This is a genomic window from Streptomyces sp. GL_141 (genome assembly GCF_057834385.1).
The window spans coordinates 1,426,764-1,449,893 of sequence record NZ_CM174402.1 but is presented as its reverse complement, the minus strand read 5'-3'; the positions used below and the strand labels follow the sequence as shown (position 1 = coordinate 1,449,893).

Here is a 23,130-nt window from a genome sequence, read left to right as displayed (position 1 = left end):
GGCTGGTCTAGCACCACCGAACGGCCCCCGTCCCTCCTCCAGGAGGAACGGGGGCCGTTCCGCGTGCCCCAGGGATCCCAGGTCCCGGAAGCGTCCCACCAGGCGGCACGACGCAGGGGCCGGAGACCTACATCGGCCAAAGGTGCTCTTCCGTGCTCCGGCTGATCGGGTAGACGCGCTCCGCGGGCAGAAGTCGCTGGGACTGGGCCGCGCGTCCGTTCCGGAGCAGCGTCGCGGCCTTTCGGACCTGTGGCGTGAGGTCGGTGAGGCCGACGACCCAGTCCTCGGCGAACGTGCGGATCAGGTGGCGGCCGATGCCGACCTGGATGCTGTAGTGGTTCAGAGCCGCGCCACGCACCGAGCGCTCGGGGTCCCACTGAAGGTGCACGGCGGCTCGTGCCACCGCCGTCGGGATCGCGGTCGTCCGTACGGCCTGGGACAGAGCCTGCTCCCAGCCTTCTCGTGTCATCCGCACGGCGAGGACGCGCTCCTGCCCCGGCTTGCGGCCCCAGTTGCTGCGGTGCATCAGCCACGGAAACGAGGGCTTGATCCACGTCATCCGCTGGAACGAGAACGGTGTGACGAAGCGCCCCGCCCGCAGGGCGGTGTCAGCGATCGCGGCCGGGTACGCCTGGTAGACCACGATGGTACGGGCGTCGTAGTCGGCGCGGATCTGATACTGCGGCGTCATGTACCGCACCTTGCCAGCCGCCGTGCCGGCGTCGCCAACGGTTTCCCACCGCGTGAAGACCCCGCAGGTGGCCGCGGGTGGGCCCTCGGCCCCCGGGCATGACAAAGAGCCGAGTCACGGGACCGTCCGTGACTCGGCTCTTTGAGTGGGTGTTGCTTGTTACCGCCCGACGGTACGAGGCTGGCGCGACAGGACGTTCGCACCGCCGGGCGGAGAGGGTGGGGGAGGTTCTCCTTCAGCTACAGGGGGCTCTGTGCGTGGCCCCTGTATATAGAGGAGAGGATTTTTGGCTGGGACCGTGGCGAACGGCGACGAGAACTCCGGCTTCGTCTCCCTCAGGTCAAGAGACGGGCCTCGGAACCCATTACCACCGCACTGGCTCGCACGCTCGCCACGGTCCTCGTCCTGCCCTCACCGCGTACCACCCCTCATCCGGGTCCGCGGTGTGGGCTCAGCACCCGGATCCTGACCTCCCGTCAGGATCCCGGCGCAGCTTGTGGGCTCAGGCGTCGCGCAGGGCGCGGACGGCCTCCTCGACGCGCTTGCCGTAGTCGGCGTCCGCGGCGTGGAAGTGAGCCAGGTTCTTCTCGATGACGTCCTCGAGGGTGACCTGAGACAGGCCGCCGGCGATGGTCGCCACCAGACGCTGCTTCTCGGCCTCCGACATCAGGCGGTAGAGCTCACCGGCCTGGAAGAAGTCGTCGTCCTTGGTGTGGGCCGGAGCCTCGTGGGTGCCCGTGTAGCCGGAGACGGCCTTCGGGGCGCCCAGCGCCAGACCGGTCTCGGCCGGGCCCTGGTGCGAGTTGGGCTCGTAGTTCTTGTCGAAGCGCGAGCCGTTGCGCAGCGCCATGACGCCGTCGCGGCCGTAGTTGTCGGCCTTCGTGGCCTTCGGGGCGTTGACCGGGATCAGGGTGTGGTTCACACCGAGGCGGTAGCGCTGGGCGTCGGCGTACGCGAAGAGACGGCCCTGGAGCATCTTGTCCGGCGAGGCGGTGATGCCCGGGACGAAGTTGTTCGGGGAGAACGCGGCCTGCTCTACCTCGGCGAAGACGTTGTCCGGGTTGCGGTCGAGGACCAGGCGGCCCACGCGCTGCAGCGGGTAGTCGCTGTGCGGCCACACCTTGGTGAGGTCGAACGGGTTGAAGCGGTAGTCCGCGGCCTCGGAGGCCGGCATGACCTGGACGTAGAGGGTCCAGCTCGGGTTCACACCGCGCTCGATCGCCTGCAGCAGGTCGGTCTGGTGCGAGTTGGCGTCCGAGCCGACGAGCTCGGCGGCCTGCTCGCCCGACAGGCAGCGGATGCCCTGGTTCGTCTTGAAGTGGTACTTGACGAAGAAGGCCTCGCCCTGGGCGTTGGTCCACTGGTACGTGTGGGAGCCGTAGCCGTTCATGTGACGGTACGACGCCGGGATGCCGCGGTCACCCATCAGCCAGGTGATCTGGTGCGTCGCCTCGGGGGCGTGCGCCCAGAAGTCCCAGACGTTGTCCGCTTCCTGCTTGCCCGTGAAGGGGTCGCGCTTCTGGGAGTGGATGAAGTCGGGGAACTTGATCGGGTCCTTGATGAAGAACACCGGGGTGTTGTTGCCGACGAGGTCGTAGTTGCCCTCTTCGGTGTAGAACTTCAGCGCGAAGCCGCGCGGGTCGCGGACCGCGTCCGCACCACCCAGCGAGTCGGCCACGGTGGAGAACCGCAGGAAGGTCTCGGTCTTCTTGCCGACCGTGTTCAGGAACGCGGCGCTGGTGTACGCGGTGACGTCGTCGGTCACCTCGAAGTAGCCGTACGCGGCCGAGCCGCGGGCGTGCACCACGCGCTCCGGGATGCGCTCGCGGTTGAACCGGGCGAGCTTCTCGAGGAGCTGCTGGTCCTGGATCAGCAGGGGGCCACCGACGCCGGCGGTAGCGGAGTTCTGGTTGTCGGCGACCGGGGCGCCAGACTCGGTCGTCAGCGTGCGCTTCGACATGGTGACCTTCCGTACGGGGAACTGCTGACGGAATCCGTCTTCCGTCATGCGGAACAGCCTAATTTCGGCATGAACTCGACGTCAACAGTTTGTTGAAAGAAAGAGTGGAGGAGAGGTAATCCGGACGGTGCCGGCACTTGGGCGCGACAGGACAGGTGTCAGCACCGGCACCATCCGGAAACTCAGGGCCCCGCGAGCGGGGCGGGTGGCGGCCCGGTGAGCGGGCCGCCTATCCGAGCGGAGCTCAGATCTGGGCGCCGGAGAGGCGCTCGACCGCGCGGAGCAGCGCGGAGTGGTCCAGGCCACCGTCACCCTGGGCGCGCAGCGAGGCGACCAGCTGGGCGACGACCGCGCCGACCGGGAGGGCCGCACCGACGTTGCGGGCGGCGTCGGTGACGATGCCCATGTCCTTGTGGTGCAGGTCGATCCGGAAACCGGGCTTGAAGTCGCGGTTCAGGAAGTTGGCCTTCTTGCGGGTCAGGACCGTGGAGCCGGCCAGACCGCCGTTGAGCACGTCCAGAGCGGCTTCGAGGTTCACGCCCGACTTCTCGAGGAAGACGACGGCCTCGGCGCACGCCTGGATGTTCACCGCGACGATGAGCTGGTTGGCAGCCTTCACCGTCTGGCCGGAGCCGTGCGGGCCACACAGGACGATGACCTTGCCGAGGGTCTCGAGGACCGGCAGGGCCTCGTCGAAGTCGGCCTGCTCGCCACCCACCATGATCGACAGGACGGCCTCGATGGCACCGGCCTCGCCACCGGACACCGGGGCGTCGATGACGCGGATGCCCTTGGCGGCGGCGTTCTTCGCCAGGTCGATCGAGGTCTGCGGGGTGATCGACGACATGTCGATGATCAGCGCGCCGGACTTGGCGTTCTCGAGGATGCCGTTCTCACCGTAGGAGATGGCCTCGACCTGCGGGGAGGCGGGCACCATCGTGATGATGACGTCGGCGTCCTTGACGGCTTCGGCGATCGAACCGGCGGCGGAGCCACCGGCCGCGGCGAGGCGGTCCAGCTTGTCCTGCTCCAGCGTGAAGCCGGTGACCGAGTAACCGGCCTTCAGGAGGTTCTCGGCCATGGGGGAGCCCATGATGCCAAGGCCGACCCATGCGATCTTGGGGAGGTTGCTCATGATGAGGGTCCTTCTCTTAATGCTTCGTACGAAAAGTTCGTCAGGTGCCTGGCTGTTCGCCCGGACTTTTCCGCTTACTTCGCGGCGCGGGCCTCGGCGGGCAGCCACGCGAAGGAGGCGGCGGCGTCGGCGGCCTTGTACTCGAGACCGACAAAGCCCTGGTAGCCGGCCTTCTGGAGCTGGTCGAGCAGCTCTTCGAGGGGCAGCTCGCCGGTGCCGGGGGCACCTCGTCCGGGCTTGTCCGCAATCTGGACGTGTCCGGTCTTGGCGGCGTACTTTTCGATGACCTCGGAGAGGTCCTCATCGTTCATCGCCAGGTGGTACAGGTCGAGCAGGAACTTGGCGTTCCCGAGGCCGGTGGCCTCGTTCACCTTGTCCACTACCTCGATGCCGGCCGGGGCGCTCACCAGGGGGTAGAGCGGCGACTCGGGCTTGTTCAGGGTCTCGATCAGGAGGATCGCGCCGACGCGGTCCGCGGCCTGAGCCGCCACGACCAGGTTCTTCAGCGCGAGCTCGTCCTGAACGGCCGGGTCCACGCCTTCGACGCGGTTGCCGTAGAGGGCGTTCAGCGCCTTGCAGCCGACCGAGGCGGCGAAGTCCGCCGCCACGTTGATGTTGGCGTTGAAGCGCTCCGACTCCTCACCGGGAACCGATACCGCACCGCGGTCGGGCCCCGGCAGCTGGCCGGCGTAGAAGTTCAGGCCCACCAGCTGGGTGCCGGCGTCCTCAAGAGCGGTCTTGAGGGCGTCGAGCTCCTCCTGAGCGGGGGTGGGGGTCTCGATCCAGGGCCACCACAGCTCGACCGCCGTGAAGCCCGCTGCGGCGGCAGCCGCGGGACGCTCCAGGAGCGGGAGTTCCGTGAAGAGGATCGAAAGATTTACATCGAAGCGCTGGTCCGTGTATCCCATGAGGGGTGTGCGCTCCTTCCGTATTGCGGAAGTTAGTTTCTGCCTGATGGAAGACTGCAAGCAGGGCGGCCTCGTTGTCAAGTGCCGCCTCCCGAAAAGTCCTGACTGCCAGGTAGCTTGAGCGGCGTGCGATTGAGAGTGGAGTTCACGACCGAGCCCTTCGATCTAGAAGAGGCCCCTGCCCATGCCGTAGCCGCTCGCGAGGTCATTCAGACGGCCCAGCTGGACGCGGTGGATGTCGGCCCGTTCGGTAACACGGCCGAGGGGGAGTCCGAAGCGGTGCTGAGCGCGGTCACCGCGCTGCTGCGCAACTCCCTGGAGGCCGGAGCCACCCGCGTCTCCCTCCAGGTCAATGTGATCGGGACCGGGGAGGACACGCCATGACCGAGCCCAGGGACCACCCGTTCGTCGCGGCGATCAAGCCGCTGGTGGACGCGATGGGCGGCGAGCTGATGGATCCGTCCCTGGCCCAGCCCGACGACGTCGTGCTCGCCTGGGAGGGTCAGGACCTGCTCGCCGTAAGGCTTCCGCAGCTCTCCGACTCGCTGGACCACATCCTGGCGGCGCTGGAGCGCCGGCACGGCGTACCGTTGTCCCAGCTCGACCGGAAGTCCAAGCAGGACGTCGTACGGATACTGGAGGCGCGCGGCGCCTTCTCGGTCCGGCACGGCGTGGAAACGGTTGCGGGGGCCCTGGGCGTGAGTCGCTTCACGGTCTACAACTACTTGAACAGGGACTCAAACACTCCCAAAGGGTCCGGAGGGACCAACCAAGAGTGAATCCTGAATGACTCACCGTGACGAGCCGCCGCCCAATTCACCCGGGCGGCGGCTTTTGTGTACGGGAAGTTTCAACAAAGTGTTGACGCCGTGTTGTCGAGGGCGTTAGCTATGCGCAGCCCGTCAAAGCAACAACAGGCCACGGAGGCCTACCGTGACTTCGAGTCCGACCCCGGGTCTCACCCGGTTCAACGCCTTGGACGACAGTGCGGCCACGGCCGAGCTGCACGAGGTGTGTGCCAGCTCGGCATGGGGCAGCAAGCTGCTCGCCCAGCGCCCCTTCACCAGCGTCGACACCCTGTTCTCCGCGAACGAGGCCGCCATGGCCGAGCTCACCGCGGAGGACCTGGGCGAGGCGATGGGTGGACACGCGCCGATCGGCCGGCCGAAGCCGGGAGACCCGACCTCCGCCCGCGAGCAGCGCGGCATGGCCGGTGCCTCTGAGGAGCTCAAGACCGAGCTCCTCGAACTGAACCTGGCCTACCAGGACAAGTTCGGCCACGTCTTCCTCATCTGCGCCACCGGTGCGACCGGTGAGTTCATGCGGGACGCGGTCAAGGTCCGGATCGAGAACTCGCCGGAACAGGAGCGGGAAATCGCTCGTGGCGAGCTCGTCAAGATCAACCGGATCCGCCTGACCCGTCTCGTGGAAACCGTAGAAGGAGAGTAAGACCGAGCATGAGCACTGAGACCACCGCGTCGGTGTCCACGCACATCCTGGACACCAGCATCGGAAAGCCCGCCGAAGGCGTCGCGATCTCCCTGTCGGCCCGTACGGGTCTCGACGGCGAGTGGGCGGCCCTGGGCGGATCCGCCACCGATGCCGACGGGCGCTGCAAGGACCTGCCGGCGCTGCCGGAGGGCACCACCCACGTGCGCCTCGACTTCGAGACCGAGACGTACTTCTCCAAGAAGCAAGCCGCCGAGGCACAGCAGGACGCCCCCCGCGTAAGGGACAGCGGTGCGTTCTTCCCCGAGGTCACCATCACCTTCGCGGTGAACCCGGGCGAGCACTATCACGTACCGCTGCTGCTCAACCCGTTCGGCTACTCCGTTTACCGAGGGAGCTAGCATGGCCACCATTCTGGGCCAGAACCAGTACGGCAAAGCAGAGAACCGCGTAGTCAAGATCACGCGGGACGGCGACACCCACCACATCAAGGACCTGAACGTCTCGGTCGCCCTCTCGGGCGACATGGACGACGTCCACTACTCCGGATCGAACGCGAACGTCCTTCCGACGGACACCACCAAGAACACGGTGTACGCGTTCGCCAAGGAGTACGGCATCGAGTCCGCCGAGCAGTTCGGCATCCACCTGGCGCGTTGGTTCGTCAACAGCCAGGAGCCGATCCAGAAGGCCCGCATCCGGATCGAGGAGTACTCCTGGTCCCGGATCGCGACCTCGGACGCGAACTCCAAGTTCATCGGCTCCGACGAGGTGAACCACTCCTTCGTCCGCGAGGGCATGGAGACCCGGGTCACCCAGATCACGTACGACGGCAAGAACTGGGAGGTCATCTCCGGCCTCAAGGACCTGACCGTCATGAACTCCACGAACTCCGAGTTCTGGGGTTACGTGAAGGACAAGTACACGACCCTGAAGGAGGCCTACGACCGCATCCTGGCGACCCAGGTTTCGGCTCGCTGGCGCTTCGCCTGGTCGGATGACGAGCAGCGGATGCCCAACTGGGAGAAGTCCTACGCCGAGACCCGGAAGCACATGCTCCAGGCCTTCGCGGAGACCTACTCCCTGTCGCTGCAGCAGACCCTGTACCAGATGGGTTCGCGCATCATCAACCACCGTTCGGAGATCGACGAGGTTCGCTTCTCGCTCCCGAACAAGCACCACTTCCTCGTCGACCTCGAGCCCTTCGGTCTCAAGAACGACAACGAGGTCTACTTCGCCGCGGACCGCCCGTACGGTCTGATCGAGGCGACGGTCCTCCGCGACGGCGTTGACGCCCGTATCCCCGTGGACATGACCAACCTCTGATGTGGCACGCGCGTCCCGGGGCTCCGCAGTGGCCCCGGGACGGCGCGACACCCGTCAGTACTCTCAACACTTTCAACTTCCTGAATCGGCACCCGGACGCACCACACGGGGCGGCAGTACTGTCAGCTGTCAAGGCCCCCGGCTCCGGCACTCAAATCCCCTGGGTTTTGCCGTGCCCGCACCGCCACTGAAAGCACGAGGAAGTCCCATGGCAGCATCGGCAGCCAATGACAGCGCCGTAGAGCGCATCGTCATCGAAAACTGTGCGATTGCGACCGTCGACGCCAATGACACCGAGTACGCCTCGGGTCACGTGGTCCTCGCCGGTAACAAGATCGAGTTCGTCGGCGCGGGCAAGGCCCCCGAGAACCTCGAGAACGTCGTCCGCCGCATCGATGGCACCGGGCACCTCGTGACTCCCGGTCTGGTCAACACGCACCACCACTTCTACCAGTGGATCACGCGTGGTCTGGCCACCGACCACAACCTCTTCAACTGGCTGGTCGCGCTGTACCCGACGTGGGCGCGCATCGACGAGCAGATGACGTACACGGCCGCGCAGGGCTCCCTCGCCGCGATGGCCAAGGGTGGCGTCACCACCGCGATGGACCACCACTACGTCTTCCCCAAGGGTTCGGGCGACCTCTCCGGGTCGATCATCCGCGCCGCGTCCGAGATGGGCGTCCGCTTCACCCTCGCCCGCGGTTCGATGGACCGCAGCGAGAAGGACGGCGGCCTGCCGCCGGACCACGCGGTCGAGACCCTCGAAGGTGCCCTCGCGGACACCGAGGCGACCGTGAAGAAGTACCACGACGCCTCCTTCGACGCGATGACCCAGGTCGCCGTCGCCCCCTGCTCCCCCTTCTCGGTCTCCACCGAGCTGCTGAAGCAGGGCGCCGAGATGGCCCGCCGCTTGGGTGTGCGCATGCACACGCACGGCTCGGAGACCGTCGAGGAAGAGCAGTTCTGCAAGGAACTGTTCGGCATGGGCCCGACCGACTACTTCGAGTCGACCGGCTGGCTCGGCGAGGACGTGTGGATGGCGCACAGCGTCCACATGAACGACTCCGACATCGCCGCGTTCGCCCGTACCAAGACCGGTGTCGCGCACTGCCCGTCCTCCAACGCCCGTCTGGCCGCCGGCATCGCCCGCGTCCCGGACATGCTCGCCGCCGGCGTCCCGGTCGGCCTCGGCGTGGACGGCACCGCCTCGAACGAGTCCGGTGAGCTGCACACCGAGCTGCGCAACGCGCTGCTCATCAACCGCCTGAACCCGGTCCACCGCGAGCGCGCGCTCAACGCCCGCCAGGCCCTGCGCCTCGGTACCTTCGGTGGCGCCCAGGTCCTCGGCCGCGCCTCGAACATCGGTTCGCTCGAGGTCGGCAAGTGCGCCGACCTGGTGCTCTGGAACCTGAACACCCTCCTGCACTCCTCGATCGCCGACCCGGTCACGGCGCTGGTCTTCGGTGCGGCGGCCCCGGTCACCGCGTCGTTCGTCAACGGCAAGCAGATCGTCGAGAACAACCGTCTGCTCTTCGCCGACGAGGACGCCATCGCCGTGTCCACTCGGGAAGAGGCCCAGCGCCTCGCGCGGATCTCCGCGCAGGCCTGATCCCACGGAGTCCGGCCGGGGGGGACGGCCCCCGGCCGGCGGCCGTGGACCCGAGCGGGGTCCGCGGCAGCTGTTCCCGGGTAGCGCCCGAGGTTTTCCGAGGGCGCCCCGGGAGCGGTGACTCGTGCCAGTAGCTCCGCAGCCCGTGCCACGCGCCCCGCAGCTCGTGCACCGCGCCAGTGCTACGGCACCTCCAGCTCTCTTTCGACTTCCTTGCCGGCGGCTCCCGGGCCGCCCCTGCGTGGAAACGACTCGGGCGAATCGTTTCCGCACCCCTTGGGACAAGCATTCGCAGCAGTAGCAACAGCCGTAGCGGCAGCAACAGCCGTAGCAGCAATAGCAGTAGCAGTAGCAGCAGTACTCACAACTCCATACCGGCTCGACTCGTACAGCTTTCGCATCACCTCCCAGACACATCACGTCCCTGCCGGCGTGTTAAACAGTTCGGAGGAAGCCGTGGCCCAGGCGCCCAGGTTTCGCAAAGACGCAGACGCAGTCGCAGTACCGCAGGTCGCAGGCGACTCAGGGGCGAAGCACCCGGTCGACGAGACCTTGCCCCCGCTGAAGATGTTCACCAGCGGTCTCCAGCACGTGGCCGCCATGTACGCGGGTGTAGTCGCCCCGCCCATGATCGTCGGCCCGGCCGTGGGACTCTCCACCACCGAGACCGCCTTCCTGATGGGCGCCTCGCTCTTCACCGCAGGGCTCGCCACCCTCCTCCAGACCCTCGGTTTCTGGAAGATCGGCGCCAAACTCCCCTTCGTCAACGGCGTTTCCTTCGCCGGTGTGACCCCGATGATCGCCATCGGAAAGGGTGAGGGCGACAACGCCATCCCGATCATCTTCGGCGCGATCATCGTCGCCGGAGTCCTCGGCTTCTTCGCCGCCCCGTACTTCGGCAAACTGGTCCGGTTCTTCCCGCCGGTCGTCACCGGTACGGTCATCACCCTGATCGGCGTCTCGCTGCTCCCCGTGGCCTTCAACTGGTCGCAGGGCGGCAACAGTCACGCCGCCGACTACGGCTCGATGAAGAACATCGCCATGGCCGCGGTCACCCTCGCGATCGTCCTGCTGATGCGCAAGTTCCTGCGCGGGTTCCTCCAGCAGATCTCCATCCTCCTCGGCCTGGTCGCCGGCACGCTCATAGCGCTGCCGCTGGGCATGACGAACTTCGACGCCGTCAGCAACGCCGATCTCGTCGGCTTCCCGACGCCGTTCCACTTCGGGGCGCCGCAGTTCCAGGTCGCCGCGATCATCTCGATGTGCATCGTGATGCTGGTGTGCATGACCGAGTCCACCGCCGACATCCTCGCGCTGGGCAAGATCGTCGGCCGCCCGGCGGACGCGAAGACCATCGAGGGCGGCCTGCGCGCCGACACCCTGGGCAGTGCGCTCAGCCCGCTGTTCAACGGGTTCATGTGCAGCGCCTTCGCGCAGAACATCGGCCTGGTCGCCATGACCAAGGTCCGCAGCCGGTTCGTCGTCGCGGCCGGCGGCGGCATCCTGATCCTGCTCGGCCTGTGCCCCATCGCCGCCTCCGTCATCGGTGTCGTACCGCTGCCGGTCCTCGGCGGCGCGGGCATCGTCCTCTTCGGCTCGGTGGCCGCCAGCGGCATCCAGACCCTGGCCGGCGCGGCCATGGAGACCGGCGAGAACGCCCTGATCGTCGCCGCCTCGCTCGGCATAGGCCTGATCCCGATCGCGGCCCCCGGCTTCTACCACGCCTTCCCCGAGGACCTGCTGGTCGTCCTCGACTCCGGCATCAGCACCGGCTGCGTCGTGGCCATCGTGCTGAACCTCGCCTTCAACCACCTCGGTGCCAAGAAGGGATCGGCCTCGGCCGCCCCGGATCCGGTACTGGTGCACTGACCGGGCTGGTCCCGGCCGGTGAGCGCTGACCGGGCTGGTCCCGGCCGGTGCGCGGCGAGCGGGCTCTGCTCGGCCCGTGAGCGCGATACGGCGGTGCGTACGTCACCCACTGCGGGGTTGGCGTCCGCGCCGCCGTACGCGTTGGCGGGGCGGACCGGGGGCCGTGCGGGCCGGCTTCGGCCGGGGTTCCCGGGGCTCCGCCCCGGACCCCGCGCCTCAAACGCCGGCGAGGCTGGGTTTGTCGGACCCCGCGCCTCAAACGCCGGCGAGGCTGGGTTTGTCGGACCCCGCGCCTCAAACGCCGGCGAGGCTGGTTTGCCGGATCCCGGGCCTCAAACGCCGGCCAGGCTGAACTGGTCAGGTACCGGGTCGGACCAGATGTCCGGGGAGACCGTGCGCACGCGGTGGCCGCGGCGGTCCAGTTCCTGGGCCTCCGTCTTGCGGACCTGCAGGGCCAGCGCCGAGTCCGTGATGCGCAGGCCCGGCAGCCGCCGGGTGAGTTCCGCCGTGTAGCGGGAGAGGTCCTCCACCGTGCGCAGCCGGGCGCTGATCATGAAGTTCCAGGGGCCGCTGACGGACATGCAGATGCGGGTCTCGCGCAGCCCGGCGGCGACCGCCGCGCAGTCGGCGAGCTCGAACTCGGAGGCCTCCGCCCACAGCGTCGCCGACACCGGCCAGCCCGACAGCGCCGAAGCCAGCGCGCAGCTGTAGCGCAGGCTCTGCCCGCCCTCCAGCCGCGCCAGCCGGCGCCGTACGGTCGACTCGCTCATCGTGAACTCCCGGGCCAGCGAGGCCACCGTGCGCCGTGCGTCCGAGGCCAGTGCCAGTACCAGCGGCCGGTCCTCCTCCTGGAGAGGCGCCACCGACGGCCGGTCCGGGGCACCGGAAGCCGCCGGCCGCCGGGTCCGCCGGGTCAGCAGGCCGATCTGGCCCGGGGTCAGCTGGTCCAGGCGCCAGCGGTCGGGGGCGTAGTGCACCGCCGTCACCATCGAGGTGCGGGTGCCGACCACGCCGGGGATCCGCTGCACCCGGCACGAGAGGTAGGAGTACAGCGTCGGCAGGTCGGGTACCGCCACGAAGACGAGCAGGTCCCGGCTCCCGGTGGTGTGTTCGACGCCCAGGGCGTGCGGATCCGCCACGAGCACGTCCCCCACCGAAGGCGAGGTGCCCGCGGTGCACGTGACCTCCACCCACGCCATACAGGGCTTCGTGACGCCGGTGCGCAGCCCGAGCCCGCTCAGCCACGCCTCACCGGATCCGGTGAGCCGCTCCCAGCGGCGCGCCAGGGTGTCCGGGCGTGCGCCGAGGACCGGACCCAGCAGTTCCCAGCTCGCACGGGGTGCCAGCTGGAGTGCGTGGACGAGTGCCCGATCCGTGTCGTCGATGGCGGAAATGGCCGAGTTCATACCCTCCCCTTGGTGGTTCTCCCGGTCGGTGACGGAACAACGGGATTATGAACCGATCATCTCTCTTTGTGCGTTCAACTGTTGACCACATGACGGTGCGCACGTGCCGGACAGAGCGGGAGGACGTGTGGGGGAGGCCGGCTCGGGCGTGCGGCAGGGGGTGCCCGCCGAACTGTCGAGCTTCATCGGGCGGGAGCGGGAGCTCACCGCCCTCGCCTCCCTGCTCGCCACGGAACGCCTGGTCACGCTCACCGGGCCGGCCGGCATCGGCAAGACCCGGCTCGCGGTGCGCACCGTCCGCACCCTGGGCGACCGGGACGGCCTGGAGGCCGTCTGGGTGGAGCTCGCGGGCCTGCCCGAGCGGTGCTGGGGCGGCCTCCGGTCGGAGCTCGCCGACCGTCTGGCGGGGCGTGAGGCGCTGCTCGTGCTCGACGGCTGCGAACAGCTGGGGGAGGCCGGTGCGGGGCTCGCGGCCGAGCTGCTGCGGCTTCCGGGGCTACGGATTCTGGCCACGTCGCAGCGTCGGCTGCGGATCGGCGGAGAAGCGGTGCTCCCCGTACCGCCGCTGTCGGTGCCGACGGCGCCCTCCGTACAGCCGCTGCCCCCGTCCGCGTCGGTCCTGCCCGGGCACGGTGCGCCCGACCCCATCCGGTGGTTCCCGGTGGCGGACGTCGCCGGCTACGCGGCCGTACGGCTCTTCGCGGAGCGGGCGCGCGGCGCGGACCCCTTCTTCGAGCTGACCGACCGCAACGCGGGCGCCGTGGCCGCGCTGTGCCGGGCGCTCGACGGGATCCCGGGGGCGCTGGAGCTCGCGGCGGGGCGCTCGCACCAGTACGCGCCCGCGCAGGCGCTCCGCAGGCTCGGCTCCGACCCGCTCGGCTTCCTCGCCGGGGGCGCGGGCCGCAGCACCCGGGGCGACGCCGAACGCTCGCTCCGGCTGGCCTCGCCCGCCGAACGGCTGCTCTGGGAACGGCTCTCCGTCTTCGCGGGCTCCTTCGACCGGGCGGCCGTCGCCGAGGTATGCGGCTTCGGGGCGCTCACCCCGGACACGGCCGTCGAGGCGCTGCTCCGGCTGGCCCCGGGCCTGCTCGCGGACGCCGGCCCCGGCCGCTACCGGCTGCCGCTGTCCGTACGGGCGTACGCGGCCCGGCGGCTCGCGCACGGACCCGCCGGGGACGGCGCGACGACGGCCCGGCGCCACCGCGAACGCTGCCGGGTGGTGGCGCAGCGGGCCGCGGGGCTGTGGCGCGCCGGTGCGCAGCGCGAGGCGCGCGCCCTCGCCCTGCGAGAACTCCCCGAGCTGCGCGCGGCGATGAACCCGCTCGCCGCGGGAGGGCCGGGCGCGGCCCTGGAGATCGCGGTGTCCCTGTGGTTCCTGTGGTCCGCGTGCGGGATGGCGGCGGAGGGGCGCAGGCACGTGGAACGCGCCCTGGCGGTGCACCCGGCGCCCCGGCCCGCCCGGGCGCTGTGGCTCGGGGCGTGGCTGGTCGCCGCCTTCGGGGAGTCGGACGGCGCGGACCCCCTGCTGGTGGAGGCGTGGACGGAGGCCGTGCACGAGGGGGAGGACGCCTGCCTGGCCTACCTCGCGCACCTGCGCGGAACGATCGCGCTGTGGGAGAGCCGGTACGAGGACGCCGCGGCGGAGTACCGGGAGGGCCTGGAACTCCTTCCGGCGGACCCGGAGTTCGGCCCCGGCCGCGAGGCCCTGCGCGCCGCGCACACCCTGGCGGTCGCCCGTACGGACCCGGCCTCGGTCCCGGTCGAGGACGGCCCGCCGGGCCGCGCGCCGGACGGCTCGGTCGACCTGTGGGCCCGGTCCTGGGTGAGCTACGCCCACGCCCTGGTCCGGCGCCACGAGGGGCACCCGGCACGGGCCCGTACCGAACTGCTGAGCGCGCTGCGGACCCAGTTCGCGCTGGACGACACCCTCGGGCAGGCCTTCTCGGTGGAACTCCTCGCCGAACTGGAGGCGGACCAGGGCCGCTACGCCGAAGCCGCCCGCCTCCTCGGCGCGGTCTCCCGCACCCGCCCGCACGCGGCCTCGTCCCCCCGGGTCCAGCAGGCGGTCCGCGCCCGCCTCACCCCCCAGGCCTTCCGCGCCGCCTACACCTCAGGCACCCGCACCCCCCTGCGCGACCTCCTACCGGACCTATCGGCCTGAGCGGCCCGGTCCGGGCCGGCCGGCCCGACCGGGCGGCACCCACGTCATCAGGTTGCTCATCAGCTCGGCCTGCTCGATCGCGTCGTCCAGCGCGTGATGGGTGTGCGGCCGCCGGGAGAGCAGTTCGCGCGGCATGCGGCCCTTGACGGCGGCGCGAAGCGGGACCCCGGCCTTGGTCGCGTAGAGGGTCTTCATGTCCAGGCAGCCCGAGTGGCCGAAGGGGCTGTCGCCGCCGAAGCTCATCAAGTACCAGTACAGGAAGGTCCAGTCGAAGGAGGCCGGGTAGGCGCACATCACCGGCTGGGCTCCCGCGGAGACTTCCCGTACCCATGCGCAGAACTCGGCCATGGCGACGGCCGGTTCGGCTCCCTCGCGGAGCAGCCGGTCCCGGTCCAGCCCGCTGACCGCGAGCGCCTCCGGTACGTACGCCTCACTGATGGGGCGCAACTCCCGGTAGAAGGTGTCCTGTTCCGGATCGGCGGCCGTATACGAAGCCCCGTCCTGCCGCCCCGCCACGGAGGCCCCGAAGCTGATCATCGAGTACGGCCCGGGAATGGGCCCGTCGGCCTCGACGTCGACGGAGATGTAGAGACTGGGCCGCGGCGGACGAGCGGATCGGGCGGTACCGGCTGAGGTCATACCGCGAGCATCTCAGCCGCCACCGCACGCGATCATCCGAATATGGGCCGTCGTCTGCTGGGCCGGCTCCGAACTCCTCTACGAGGGACGCCCCTCCCGCACCGGCCGACCGTGTAGGGGACGCCACCCCCGGCCGGTGCTCCGGCACGGGGGCGTCGTGCCCTCGGTTACGGCGCCGGAGTCAGGTACATCCCGGTCTGGTCGGCCCCCGCGGTGTTCTTGCAGGCGAAGCCGCTTGCCGCCGGCTGGGCCACGGCCAGGGCCAGGCAGCGCCCGGCCGCGAGCTGTCCGAAGTAGTTCGGGTGCATGGACTCCTGGACCAGCCCCTGCGTCTCGCTGCTGTCGATCCAGCGTGCCCACTCGCTCGTCTTCGCCGAGGCCGGCGCCGCGGTGGTGACCTGCTTGCTCGCCTTCGCACACACCTCGCGCCCCTGCATCATGTCCTTCAGGTCCAGGAACTGCGCGCCCTTGGCCGCGGCGACCGCCTTCAGCCGTCCGGCGATCTGCGGGACGAGGGAGTCCCGCGCCCAGTCGGAGTCCCTGTTCCAGAAGGGACAGCCGCCGGTGTTGAGCCGGCTCCAGTCGCTCTGGGTGTACCGGTTCTCCGCGCCGCGCGGGATCGGCGACGGGTAGGACTGCAGGACGATCCGGTACGAGGAGTCGGCGTACCCGGCGCCGCGCATGACGGCCCGCACCTCGTCCACGGACTTGCCGACGTCGGCCATGACGCCGTCGATCTTCGCGTTCACACCCTCCTGCTGGTCGTCGTAGCAGTAGGAGTTCCAGAGCACGAAGTCGTACGCGCACTCCTTGATGATGTCGGCGAAGCCGAGGTCGTTGCCGCCGATGGACAGCGCGATGACCTTGACGTTGTTGCTCGCGGCCACGGCGGCGAGCTGATCGGCCTGCGGGGCCTCGCCCTTGAAGGCGACGCCGCCGTTGGAGGCGCGGAACACGTTCTGCGAGACCGCCCCGGAGCAGGCCAGGTTGATCGCGACGTCGGCGATCGGCCCGGCGCTCTTCACCTCGGCGGAGTCCGACCGGTGGCATCCGCCGGCGGTGGCCCCGTAGACCTTGCCGGGGTCGTAGCTGCTGCCGCTCACCCAGGCCCGGTCGGTGCCGGTCCGGTTCCCGCTGTTGGTCAGGCTGTTGCCCTTCCAGCGTCCGGCCTCCCCGGAGATGTAGCTGTCGCCGAGGGACACCACGGCCGTGGGGCCGCTCCCCGGTCCGGCCACGGCCGTCCCGGCCCCTCCGGCGACCAGTGCCCCGGCGACGAGCGGCACTGCCATCCCGATCCCGGCCAGTCGTCGCACTCGACGGGCCCGGTCCATGCTGTCGCTGCGCATTCCGATCACTGCGGAACTCCTGCGGTCGGCCATGCGGCATCCGGGAACAACTCCGGCGCATGGCGGGGTAAGTGGGGGTTACCTCCGGCCGGTGGCACTCGGAAAGGTGCCACCCCGCGCGTTGTTACCGCTAGGTACAGGTAAGTTACGAACAAGTAACAACCGACCGGTCGTTCGGCGCCGACCGGTCGGACGAGCCGGTCGCGGACGCACGACAGCGCCCCCGGAGCCGGAAGGCTTCGGGGGCGCTGTCGTTACTGCCGGGGTTTTCGGCTGCTGTGCGATTCAGCCGAAGACGGGGTGTCAGCCGATGAGCTGGTCGTACGCGGGGAGGGTGAGGAAGTCCGCGTAGTCGGCGTCGAGGGAGACCTGGAGGAGCAGGTCGTGGGCCTGCTGCCACTTGCCGGAGGTGAAGGCCTCCTCGCCGACCTCGGCGCGGATCGCGGCGAGTTCGGCGGCCGCGACCTCGCGGGCGAGGTCGGCGGTGGCGAGCTTGCCGTTCTCGAAGACCACGCCGGCGTTGATCCACTGCCAGATCTGCGAGCGCGAGATCTCGGCGGTGGCGGCGTCCTCCATCAGACCGAAGATGCCGACGGCGCCGAGGCCGCGCAGCCACGCCTCGATGTAGCGGATGCCGACCTGGACGGCGTTGCGCAGGCCGTCGTAGGTGGGCTTCGCGTCGAGGGAATCGATCGCGATGAGCTCGCCCGGGGCCACGTGGACGTCCTCGCGGAGGCGGTCCTTCTGGTTGGGCTTCTCGCCCAGGACGGCGTCGAAGGAGGCCATCGCGATCGGGACCAGGTCGGGGTGGGCGACCCAGGAGCCGTCGAAGCCGTCGCCGGCCTCGCGGTCCTTGTCGGCCTTGACCTTCTCGAAGGCGACCTTGTTGACCTCGGCGTCCTTGCGGGACGGGATGAAGGCCGCCATGCCGCCGATGGCGTGCGCGCCGCGCTTGTGGCAGGTCTTGACCAGCAGCTCGGTGTACGCCCGCATGAAGGGCGCCGTCATCGTCACCGCGTTGCGGTCCGGCAGGACGAACTTCTCGCCGCCGTCACGGAAGTTCTTGACGATGGAGAAGAGGTAGTCCCAGCGGCCGGCGTTCAGGCCCGCCGCGTGGTCGCGCAGCTCGAAGAGGATCTCGTCCATCTCGTACGCGGCCGTGATCGTCTCGATCAGGACGGTCGCGCGGACGGTGCCCTGCGGGATGCCGACGTAGTCCTGGGCGAAGACGAAGATCTCGTTCCAGAGGCGCGCCTCCAGGTGGGACTCGGTCTTCGGCAGGTAGAAGTACGGGCCCTTGCCGAGCGCGATGAGGCGCTTGGCGTTGTGGAAGAAGTACAGGCCGAAGTCGACCAGGGAGCCGGAGGCCGGGCCGCCCTCGAACTGCAGGTGGCGCTCCTCGAGGTGCCAGCCGCGCGGGCGCATCACGACGGTGGCGAGCTCCTCGGCGGGCTTGAGGGCGTACGCCTTGCCCGTGCGGGCGTCGGTGAAGTCGATGCGGCGCTCGTAGGCGTCGATCAGGTTGAGCTGGCCGAGGACGACGTTCTCCCAGGTGGGAGCCGAGGCGTCCTCGAAGTCGGCGAGCCAGACCTTGGCGCCCGAGTTCAGGGCGTTGATGGTCATCTTGCGGTCCGTCGGACCGGTGATCTCCACACGGCGGTCGTTCAGCGCGGCCGGGGCCGGCGCCACCTTCCAGTCGCCCTCGCGGACCTGTGCGGTGTCCGGGAGGAAGTCGAGCGTGGAAGTGCGGGCGATCTCGGCACGGCGCACGGAGCGGCGGGCGAGGAGTTCGGCGCGGCGGGGGGCGAACCGCCGGTGGAGCTCCGCGACGAAGGCAAGAGCCGCGTCGGTGAGGACCTCGTCCTGCCGGGGCAGGGGCTCGGCGTCGACGATGGCCAGCGATGACGGCGCTGGTGCGGACATATCTGTCACTCCTTCAGCGGCGGTGCCTGGCGGCCGCGGGGAATGCTCGCGCTGGACGGCACGCAGTGCCGTCGGGTGTGGAGAGTTCCGGGATACGGTCGCGGGCGCCGTCTGGGGGTTCAGGGCGCTTCTGACCAGTGGATAGTAATTTCCTCATGGTGGAAGTTCAATGGTTTGTTGATGTCGAGATTCTCTGAGTCGACAGATTCCGGTTCCCGGCCCGTGCCTGGTGGCCCTCAGTGCCATCGTGGTCACAGCGCGCTCAGGCGAGTCGTGCCAGGTCGGGAGGGGTATCGATGTCGAAGGCCTCCGCGACGTCGCCGCACTCGACCAGCGTGAGCTCCGCCGCGTGCGCCGCGAGGTGCACCCGTGCGCCCTTGTCGCCCGTGGCCGTCGCCACGATGTCCGGCCAGCGGTCCGCCCCGAAGAGCACCGGGTGCCCGCGCTCGCCGGCGTAGGCCGCCGCCACCAGGCTCGCCGGGGAACGGTAGGCGGCCCGGACCCGGGACACCGCCTCCGGGCCGATGCCCGGCTGGTCCACCAGGGAGACCAGGGCCGCGCTCGCGCCCGTACCGGCCAGCGAGGCGAGGCCGACCCGCAGGGAGGAGCCCATGCCCTCGGCCCAGTCCGGGTTGTCGGTCACCACACAGCCGCTCAGGTCGGCGCGCTCGCGCACCTCGGTCGCGGAGGCGCCGAGCACCACGTGCAGCGGGCCGCAGCCCGCCTCGCGCAGGACCCGTAGGGCGTTCTCCACCAGCGGGCGGCCCCGGTAGGTCAGCAGGGCCTTCGGGCGGCCGCCCAGGCGCCGGCCGCCGCCGGCCGCGAGGAGCAGGCCGGCGATCACCGGGGGAGCGGAGAGGCGGGCTGTCGCCGCGGGCTGCTGCTGGTGGTGCTGCTGCTCGCGCTCGTGTTCGGGCTCGTGCCCGTGTTCGGCTGGTGTGTTGCTGCGGGGTGACATGTCACCGATTCTCGCTCGCGCCGCAGGAGGCGCCGTACGGCGGCCAGCGCGGCCCCCACGCGCAGCGGCTCGGCGATGCGGTTCTCGGCGGCGGCGAGCAGGGCCCGTTCGTCACGGTCGGTCAGCCTCGTCAACATTGCGGCATCTCCTTGCCAATCGGCGGCCAATGCAGCGAGTCTGGTCCTTGATTGGCCTGGCTGGCAGAGCCAATCAGGGGAGGTTGGCATGGCAAACGGGCGAGTGGTCCAGACGGCGGACAGAACGATCGGCAGCCGCCAGCTCGCGGCCCTGCTCCCGGCGGAGGTACGCGCCCGCCCCGGCTACCGGGCCCTGGCCGACGCCGTCCGCACGCTGATCCTCGACGGCCGGATCGCCCTGCACGTGCGCCTGCCCGCCGAACGCGAGCTCGCCGAGGCGGTCGGCGCCAGCCGGGCCACCGTCACCGGCGCCTACGACCTCCTGCGCGAGAGCGGCTACGTCCGCAGCCGCCGCGGTTCCGGGACCTGGACCGAGCTCCCCGAAGGCCACCGCCCGGTCGGCGCGCACGCCCTCGTCGGCGCCGGCGGCTACAGCGCCGACGGCGATCCCGGCATCGACCTCGCCATCGCCGCCATGGGCGCCCCCGAGGACAGCCTCACCGAGGCCGTGGCCTGGGCCGCGCCCAGACTCCCGGCCTTCGCCCGCAGCCCCGGCTACCACCCCTTCGGGCTGCCCGACCTGCGGACCGCCATCGCGGAGCGGTTCACCCGGCGGGGACTGGCGACCCGGCCGGAGCAGATCCTCGTCACGGCGGGCGCGCAGCAGGCGTTCGCCCTGGTGACGAGCCTGCTGTGCCGGCCCGGGGACCGGGTGATGACCGAGAACCCGACCTACGCCAACGCCCTGGACGCCCTGCGCCACGCCCGGCTGCGCACCGGGTCGATCGCCGTCTCCGACGCGGGCTGGGACCTGGAGATCGCCGAGTCCGCGCTGCGCCAGACCGTGCCGCGGCTCGCCTACGTGATCCCCGACTTCCACAACCCGACGGGTGCGCTGATGCCGGAGGAGCAGCGGCTGCGGCTGCTGGCGGCGACCCGGCGGACCGGTACCTGGCTGGTGGTCGACGAGACCATCGCCGACATCGCGCTCGACGTGCCGGCGCCCGCCCCGCTGGCCTCGCTCGCGCCGAAGGGCGGAGCCGATCACGTGGTGACCATCGGCTCGCTGAGCAAGACCCACTGGGGCGGGCTGCGAGTCGGGTGGATCCGGGCCACCGCCAAGATGATCACGGAGCTGACGGCGGTACGGGTGACGGCCGACATGACCGGCTCGGTCCTGGACCAGCTGGTGGCGCTCCCGCTGCTGGAGGGGCTGGAACGGACGCTGCCCGCACGGCTGGAGCGGCTGCGCGGGCAGCGCGCGGCGCTGGTCGCTTCGCTGGAGCGGCACACGCCGGAGTGGTCCTGGCAGGTGCCGCCGGGCGGGCTCTCGCTCTGGGTGGACCTCGGGGAGCCGGTCAGCTCCGCGCTGGCGGACCGGGCGGCGGCGGCCGGGGTCAACATCGGGCGGGGCGCGCGGTTCGGGGTGGATCCCGGGACCTTCGAGCACCGGCTGCGGATCCCGTACACGCTGGCGGCGGAGCGGCTGGACGAGGGGGTGCGAAGGCTCGCGGAGGCCTTCCACGGAGGCGTGCCGCTGCCTTCGGCGGTGGACCGGCCGTACTGGGTGGCGTAGCCGGCGCCGGCCGGGGTTGCGCGGGCCCCGGCCCGGGCGGTCGGGCGGGCCCTGCGGGGCTGTCCCCTACCCGCCCTTCCACCGTTCCCCGGGCTGCGCCCGGACCCCCTGGGGCTCCGCCCCAGACCCCGCGCCTCAAACGCCGGCGAGGCTGGATTCGAGCTACGGCGTCCGGATCAGGCGGCGGGTTGCGGCCGTGGCCACTGCCGAGGTGCGGGAGTCCACGCCCAGTTTTGCGTAGATGTGGACCAGGTGGGATTTGACCGTGGCCTGGCTGAGGAAGAGCTGCTTGGAGATCTGCTGGTTCGACAGGCCGTCCGCGACCAGCTGGAGGACCTCCAGCTCGCGCTTGGTCAGGGCCTCCGCCGGGGTCCGCATGCGGTCCATCAGGCGCAGCGCCACCGCCGGGGCCAGTGCCGACTGTCCGGCCGCCGCGGTGCGGACCGCCGCCGCCAGCTCCTCCGGCGGGGCGTCCTTGAGGAGGTAGCCCGAGGCGCCCGCCTCCACCGCCGCCAGGATGTCCGCGTCCGTGTCGTACGTGGTCAGGACCAGCACCCGGGGGGACGGGGACCGGGCCGTGATCAGGGCCGTGGCCGCCGAGCCGTGCATGCCTCCGCCGGGGCCGAACTGGAGGTCCATCAGGACCACGTCGACCCCGGCGGAGTCGGCCAGTTCCACCGCCCGCTCCGCCGTGGCCGCCTCCGCGACCACCTCGAAGTCCGGCTCCGTGTCCAGCACCGCGCGCAGCCCGGCCCGGACCACGGGGTGGTCGTCGGCGAGGAGCAGCCGGATCGTCATGACAGGGCCTCCGCGGGCAGGGGAAGGGTGACGGCCACGGCGGTGCCCTGGCCGGGGGCGGACTCGACCGTGAACAGGCCGCTGAGGGTCTCGGCCCGCGAGCGCATCGCCGGCAGCCCGAAGCCGCCGTCGCCGGAGGGCGCGGACGTGGGGTCGAAGCCCTTGCCGTCGTCGACGATGTCCAGGGTCACGGAGGAGTCCATGAAGGTCAGGGTGATCTCGGCGCGCCCGGCCTCCGCGTGCCGCACCACATTGGCCAGCGCCGACTGCGCGATCCGCAGCAGCGCCACCTCGTAGGGCGTGGGGAGGGGGCGCGGGGCGCCGCTCAGGGAGAACCGGACCCGGGGGCCCGGCGCCGCCGAGCACAAGCGCTCCAGCGCGGCCGGCAGGGACCCGTGCTCCAGGTCCGGAGGCGTCAGGGCCCGTACGAAGCGCCGTGCCTCGGCGAGGTTCTCCTGCGCGGCCTCCCGGGCCCGGCCGATGTGCGGAAGGGCCGCCGAACCCTCGGGCAGGCTGCGCTCCGCGGCCCGCAGGAGGAGCTGGATGGACGACAGGCCCTGGGCGAGGGTGTCGTGGATCTCCCGGGCCAGCCGCTCCCGCTCCGCCAGGATTCCGGCGCTCCGCTCGGCCGCGGCCAGCTCGGCCCGGGTGGTGATGAGCTCCTCGATCAGCTCGCGGCGCCGCTCGCTCTCCCGGTACAGGGCCTGGTAGCCCAGTACGGTCGCCACCGCCACGGCGCCGCCCAGCAGCGGCCCGAGGAAGGCCCCCGGGGTCACCGCGCTGCTGTGCGCGAGGAAGCCGCCGATCGCCGCCGCCGCGGTCACCGTGACGGCGGCCACGCCCCAGCGCAGCCGCAGCAGGTGCAGCTCCAGGAAGTACAGCGGGAAGGCGATCCACAGCCCGTCGGGGGAGACCACCAGCAGCGCGGCCCAGGCCGCGCACAGTCCGGCCAGCCACACCGCCCCGGCGCGCGCCGAGCGGTGCACCGCGGGGGTCAGTACGCCCGCGAGGTACACGGCGGCCAGCACCGCGCAGGCCGCGACCACCCAGCCGGCGCGCGGCGCGGAGTCGGCGACGGCCCGCCCGGCGGCGAGCGCGAGCAGGCCGAAGAGCAGCGCGTGCAGGCACAGCCGCAGGATGCGGGAGACGGGGGTGAGGGTGCGGACGCCGGCGGGTGCGGGTGCGAGGGGAGCAGTCATGGCCTGACCAGCGTAAGTCCGGGTCCGGAGGCCCCGG

Annotated in this window: 20 protein-coding genes; 9 read left to right on the top strand and 11 right to left on the bottom strand. The window is 70.7% G+C overall.

The genetic code is table 11. From position 1 onward, the window contains the following. Nucleotides 1-127 precede the first annotated feature (127 nt). The 4 genes from AC3IX6_RS06340 to AC3IX6_RS06325 form a co-directional block, all read right to left on the bottom strand. Entirely contained in the window at nt 128-691 is a 564-nt protein-coding gene (locus AC3IX6_RS06340) for a DUF4291 domain-containing protein (protein WP_489369249.1), read from the bottom strand. Between the two features lie 502 nt (nt 692-1,193). Next, the gene (locus AC3IX6_RS06335) at nt 1,194-2,651 is read right to left on the bottom strand and encodes a catalase (protein ID WP_489371355.1); all 1,458 of its coding nucleotides are present in this window, start codon (nt 2,649-2,651) and stop codon (nt 1,194-1,196) included. Nucleotides 2,652-2,895: 244 nt separating this feature from the next. Beyond that, nucleotides 2,896-3,786 (bottom strand): 2-hydroxy-3-oxopropionate reductase, encoded by an 891-nt coding sequence (locus AC3IX6_RS06330; RefSeq protein WP_243339125.1) that lies wholly within the window; start codon nt 3,784-3,786, stop codon nt 2,896-2,898. 74 nt (nt 3,787-3,860) lie between these two features. Beyond that, nucleotides 3,861-4,694, bottom strand: coding sequence for a TIM barrel protein (locus tag AC3IX6_RS06325; protein ID WP_243339126.1), 834 nt, complete (start codon nt 4,692-4,694; stop codon nt 3,861-3,863). Nucleotides 4,695-4,820: 126 nt separating this feature from the next. Between AC3IX6_RS06325 and AC3IX6_RS06320 the strand changes: the two genes are divergently transcribed. From AC3IX6_RS06320 to AC3IX6_RS06290, 7 genes are all read left to right on the top strand, one after another. After that, a complete protein-coding gene (locus tag AC3IX6_RS06320; protein WP_489369248.1) occupies nt 4,821-5,078 on the top strand; it encodes a YkoF family thiamine-binding protein in 258 nt (85 codons plus the stop codon). Further along, complete coding sequence (locus tag AC3IX6_RS06315) at nt 5,075-5,473, top strand: helix-turn-helix domain-containing protein (protein WP_489369247.1); 399 nt, start codon at nt 5,075-5,077, stop codon at nt 5,471-5,473. The genes AC3IX6_RS06320 and AC3IX6_RS06315 overlap by 4 nt, the downstream gene beginning before the upstream one ends. A gap of 154 nt (nt 5,474-5,627) precedes the next feature. After that, on the top strand, nt 5,628-6,143 hold the full coding sequence (gene uraD, locus AC3IX6_RS06310) for a 2-oxo-4-hydroxy-4-carboxy-5-ureidoimidazoline decarboxylase (protein ID WP_489369246.1): 516 nt from the start codon (nt 5,628-5,630) through the stop codon (nt 6,141-6,143). 8 nt (nt 6,144-6,151) lie between these two features. Then, entirely contained in the window at nt 6,152-6,544 is a 393-nt protein-coding gene (gene uraH, locus AC3IX6_RS06305) for a hydroxyisourate hydrolase (protein ID WP_250740538.1), read from the top strand. 1 nt (nt 6,545) lies between these two features. Next, nucleotides 6,546-7,469, top strand: a complete 924-nt coding sequence (pucL, locus tag AC3IX6_RS06300; protein WP_250740536.1) for a factor-independent urate hydroxylase — start codon at nt 6,546-6,548, stop codon at nt 7,467-7,469. A gap of 208 nt (nt 7,470-7,677) precedes the next feature. After that, entirely contained in the window at nt 7,678-9,081 is a 1,404-nt protein-coding gene (locus tag AC3IX6_RS06295; protein WP_243339131.1) for an 8-oxoguanine deaminase, read from the top strand. Between the two features lie 456 nt (nt 9,082-9,537). Then, on the top strand, nt 9,538-10,950 hold the full coding sequence (locus AC3IX6_RS06290; protein WP_489371354.1) for a nucleobase:cation symporter-2 family protein: 1,413 nt from the start codon (nt 9,538-9,540) through the stop codon (nt 10,948-10,950). A 332-nt stretch (nt 10,951-11,282) separates the two neighbouring features. Here the strand turns inward: AC3IX6_RS06290 and AC3IX6_RS06285 are convergent, their stop codons facing one another. Continuing rightward, complete coding sequence (locus AC3IX6_RS06285) at nt 11,283-12,356, bottom strand: Lrp/AsnC family transcriptional regulator (protein WP_489369245.1); 1,074 nt, start codon at nt 12,354-12,356, stop codon at nt 11,283-11,285. 127 nt (nt 12,357-12,483) lie between these two features. Between AC3IX6_RS06285 and AC3IX6_RS06280 the strand changes: the two genes are divergently transcribed. Continuing rightward, nucleotides 12,484-14,517 (top strand): ATP-binding protein, encoded by a 2,034-nt coding sequence (locus AC3IX6_RS06280; protein WP_489369244.1) that lies wholly within the window; start codon nt 12,484-12,486, stop codon nt 14,515-14,517. Here the strand turns inward: AC3IX6_RS06280 and AC3IX6_RS06275 are convergent. From AC3IX6_RS06275 to AC3IX6_RS06260, 4 genes are all read right to left on the bottom strand, one after another. Continuing rightward, nucleotides 14,506-15,156, bottom strand: a complete 651-nt coding sequence (locus AC3IX6_RS06275; protein WP_489369243.1) for a 3'-5' exonuclease — start codon at nt 15,154-15,156, stop codon at nt 14,506-14,508. The genes AC3IX6_RS06280 and AC3IX6_RS06275 overlap by 12 nt on opposite strands. Nucleotides 15,157-15,323: 167 nt before the next feature. Then, nucleotides 15,324-16,502, bottom strand: a complete 1,179-nt coding sequence (locus tag AC3IX6_RS06270) for an SGNH/GDSL hydrolase family protein (RefSeq protein WP_489371353.1) — start codon at nt 16,500-16,502, stop codon at nt 15,324-15,326. 303 nt (nt 16,503-16,805) lie between these two features. After that, entirely contained in the window at nt 16,806-18,425 is a 1,620-nt protein-coding gene (gene aceB / locus AC3IX6_RS06265; RefSeq protein WP_489369242.1) for a malate synthase A, read from the bottom strand. A 262-nt stretch (nt 18,426-18,687) separates the two neighbouring features. After that, a complete protein-coding gene (locus tag AC3IX6_RS06260; protein WP_489371352.1) occupies nt 18,688-19,257 on the bottom strand; it encodes a nucleotidyltransferase family protein in 570 nt (189 codons plus the stop codon). Nucleotides 19,258-19,608: 351 nt separating this feature from the next. On the opposite strand from AC3IX6_RS06260, the gene yczR reads away from it, so the two are divergent. Next, nucleotides 19,609-21,096 carry a MocR-like transcription factor YczR gene (gene yczR / locus AC3IX6_RS06255; protein WP_489369241.1) on the top strand — a complete coding sequence of 496 codons (1,488 nt, stop codon included), beginning with the start codon at nt 19,609-19,611 and terminating at the stop codon, nt 21,094-21,096. A 162-nt stretch (nt 21,097-21,258) separates the two neighbouring features. Here the strand turns inward: yczR and AC3IX6_RS06250 are convergent, their stop codons facing one another. After that, nucleotides 21,259-21,894, bottom strand: coding sequence for a response regulator (locus AC3IX6_RS06250; protein WP_489369240.1), 636 nt, complete (start codon nt 21,892-21,894; stop codon nt 21,259-21,261). Next, the gene (locus AC3IX6_RS06245; RefSeq protein ID WP_489369239.1) at nt 21,891-23,093 is read right to left on the bottom strand and encodes a sensor histidine kinase; all 1,203 of its coding nucleotides are present in this window, start codon (nt 23,091-23,093) and stop codon (nt 21,891-21,893) included. The genes AC3IX6_RS06250 and AC3IX6_RS06245 overlap by 4 nt, the downstream gene beginning before the upstream one ends. Nucleotides 23,094-23,130: the final 37 nt, after the last annotated feature.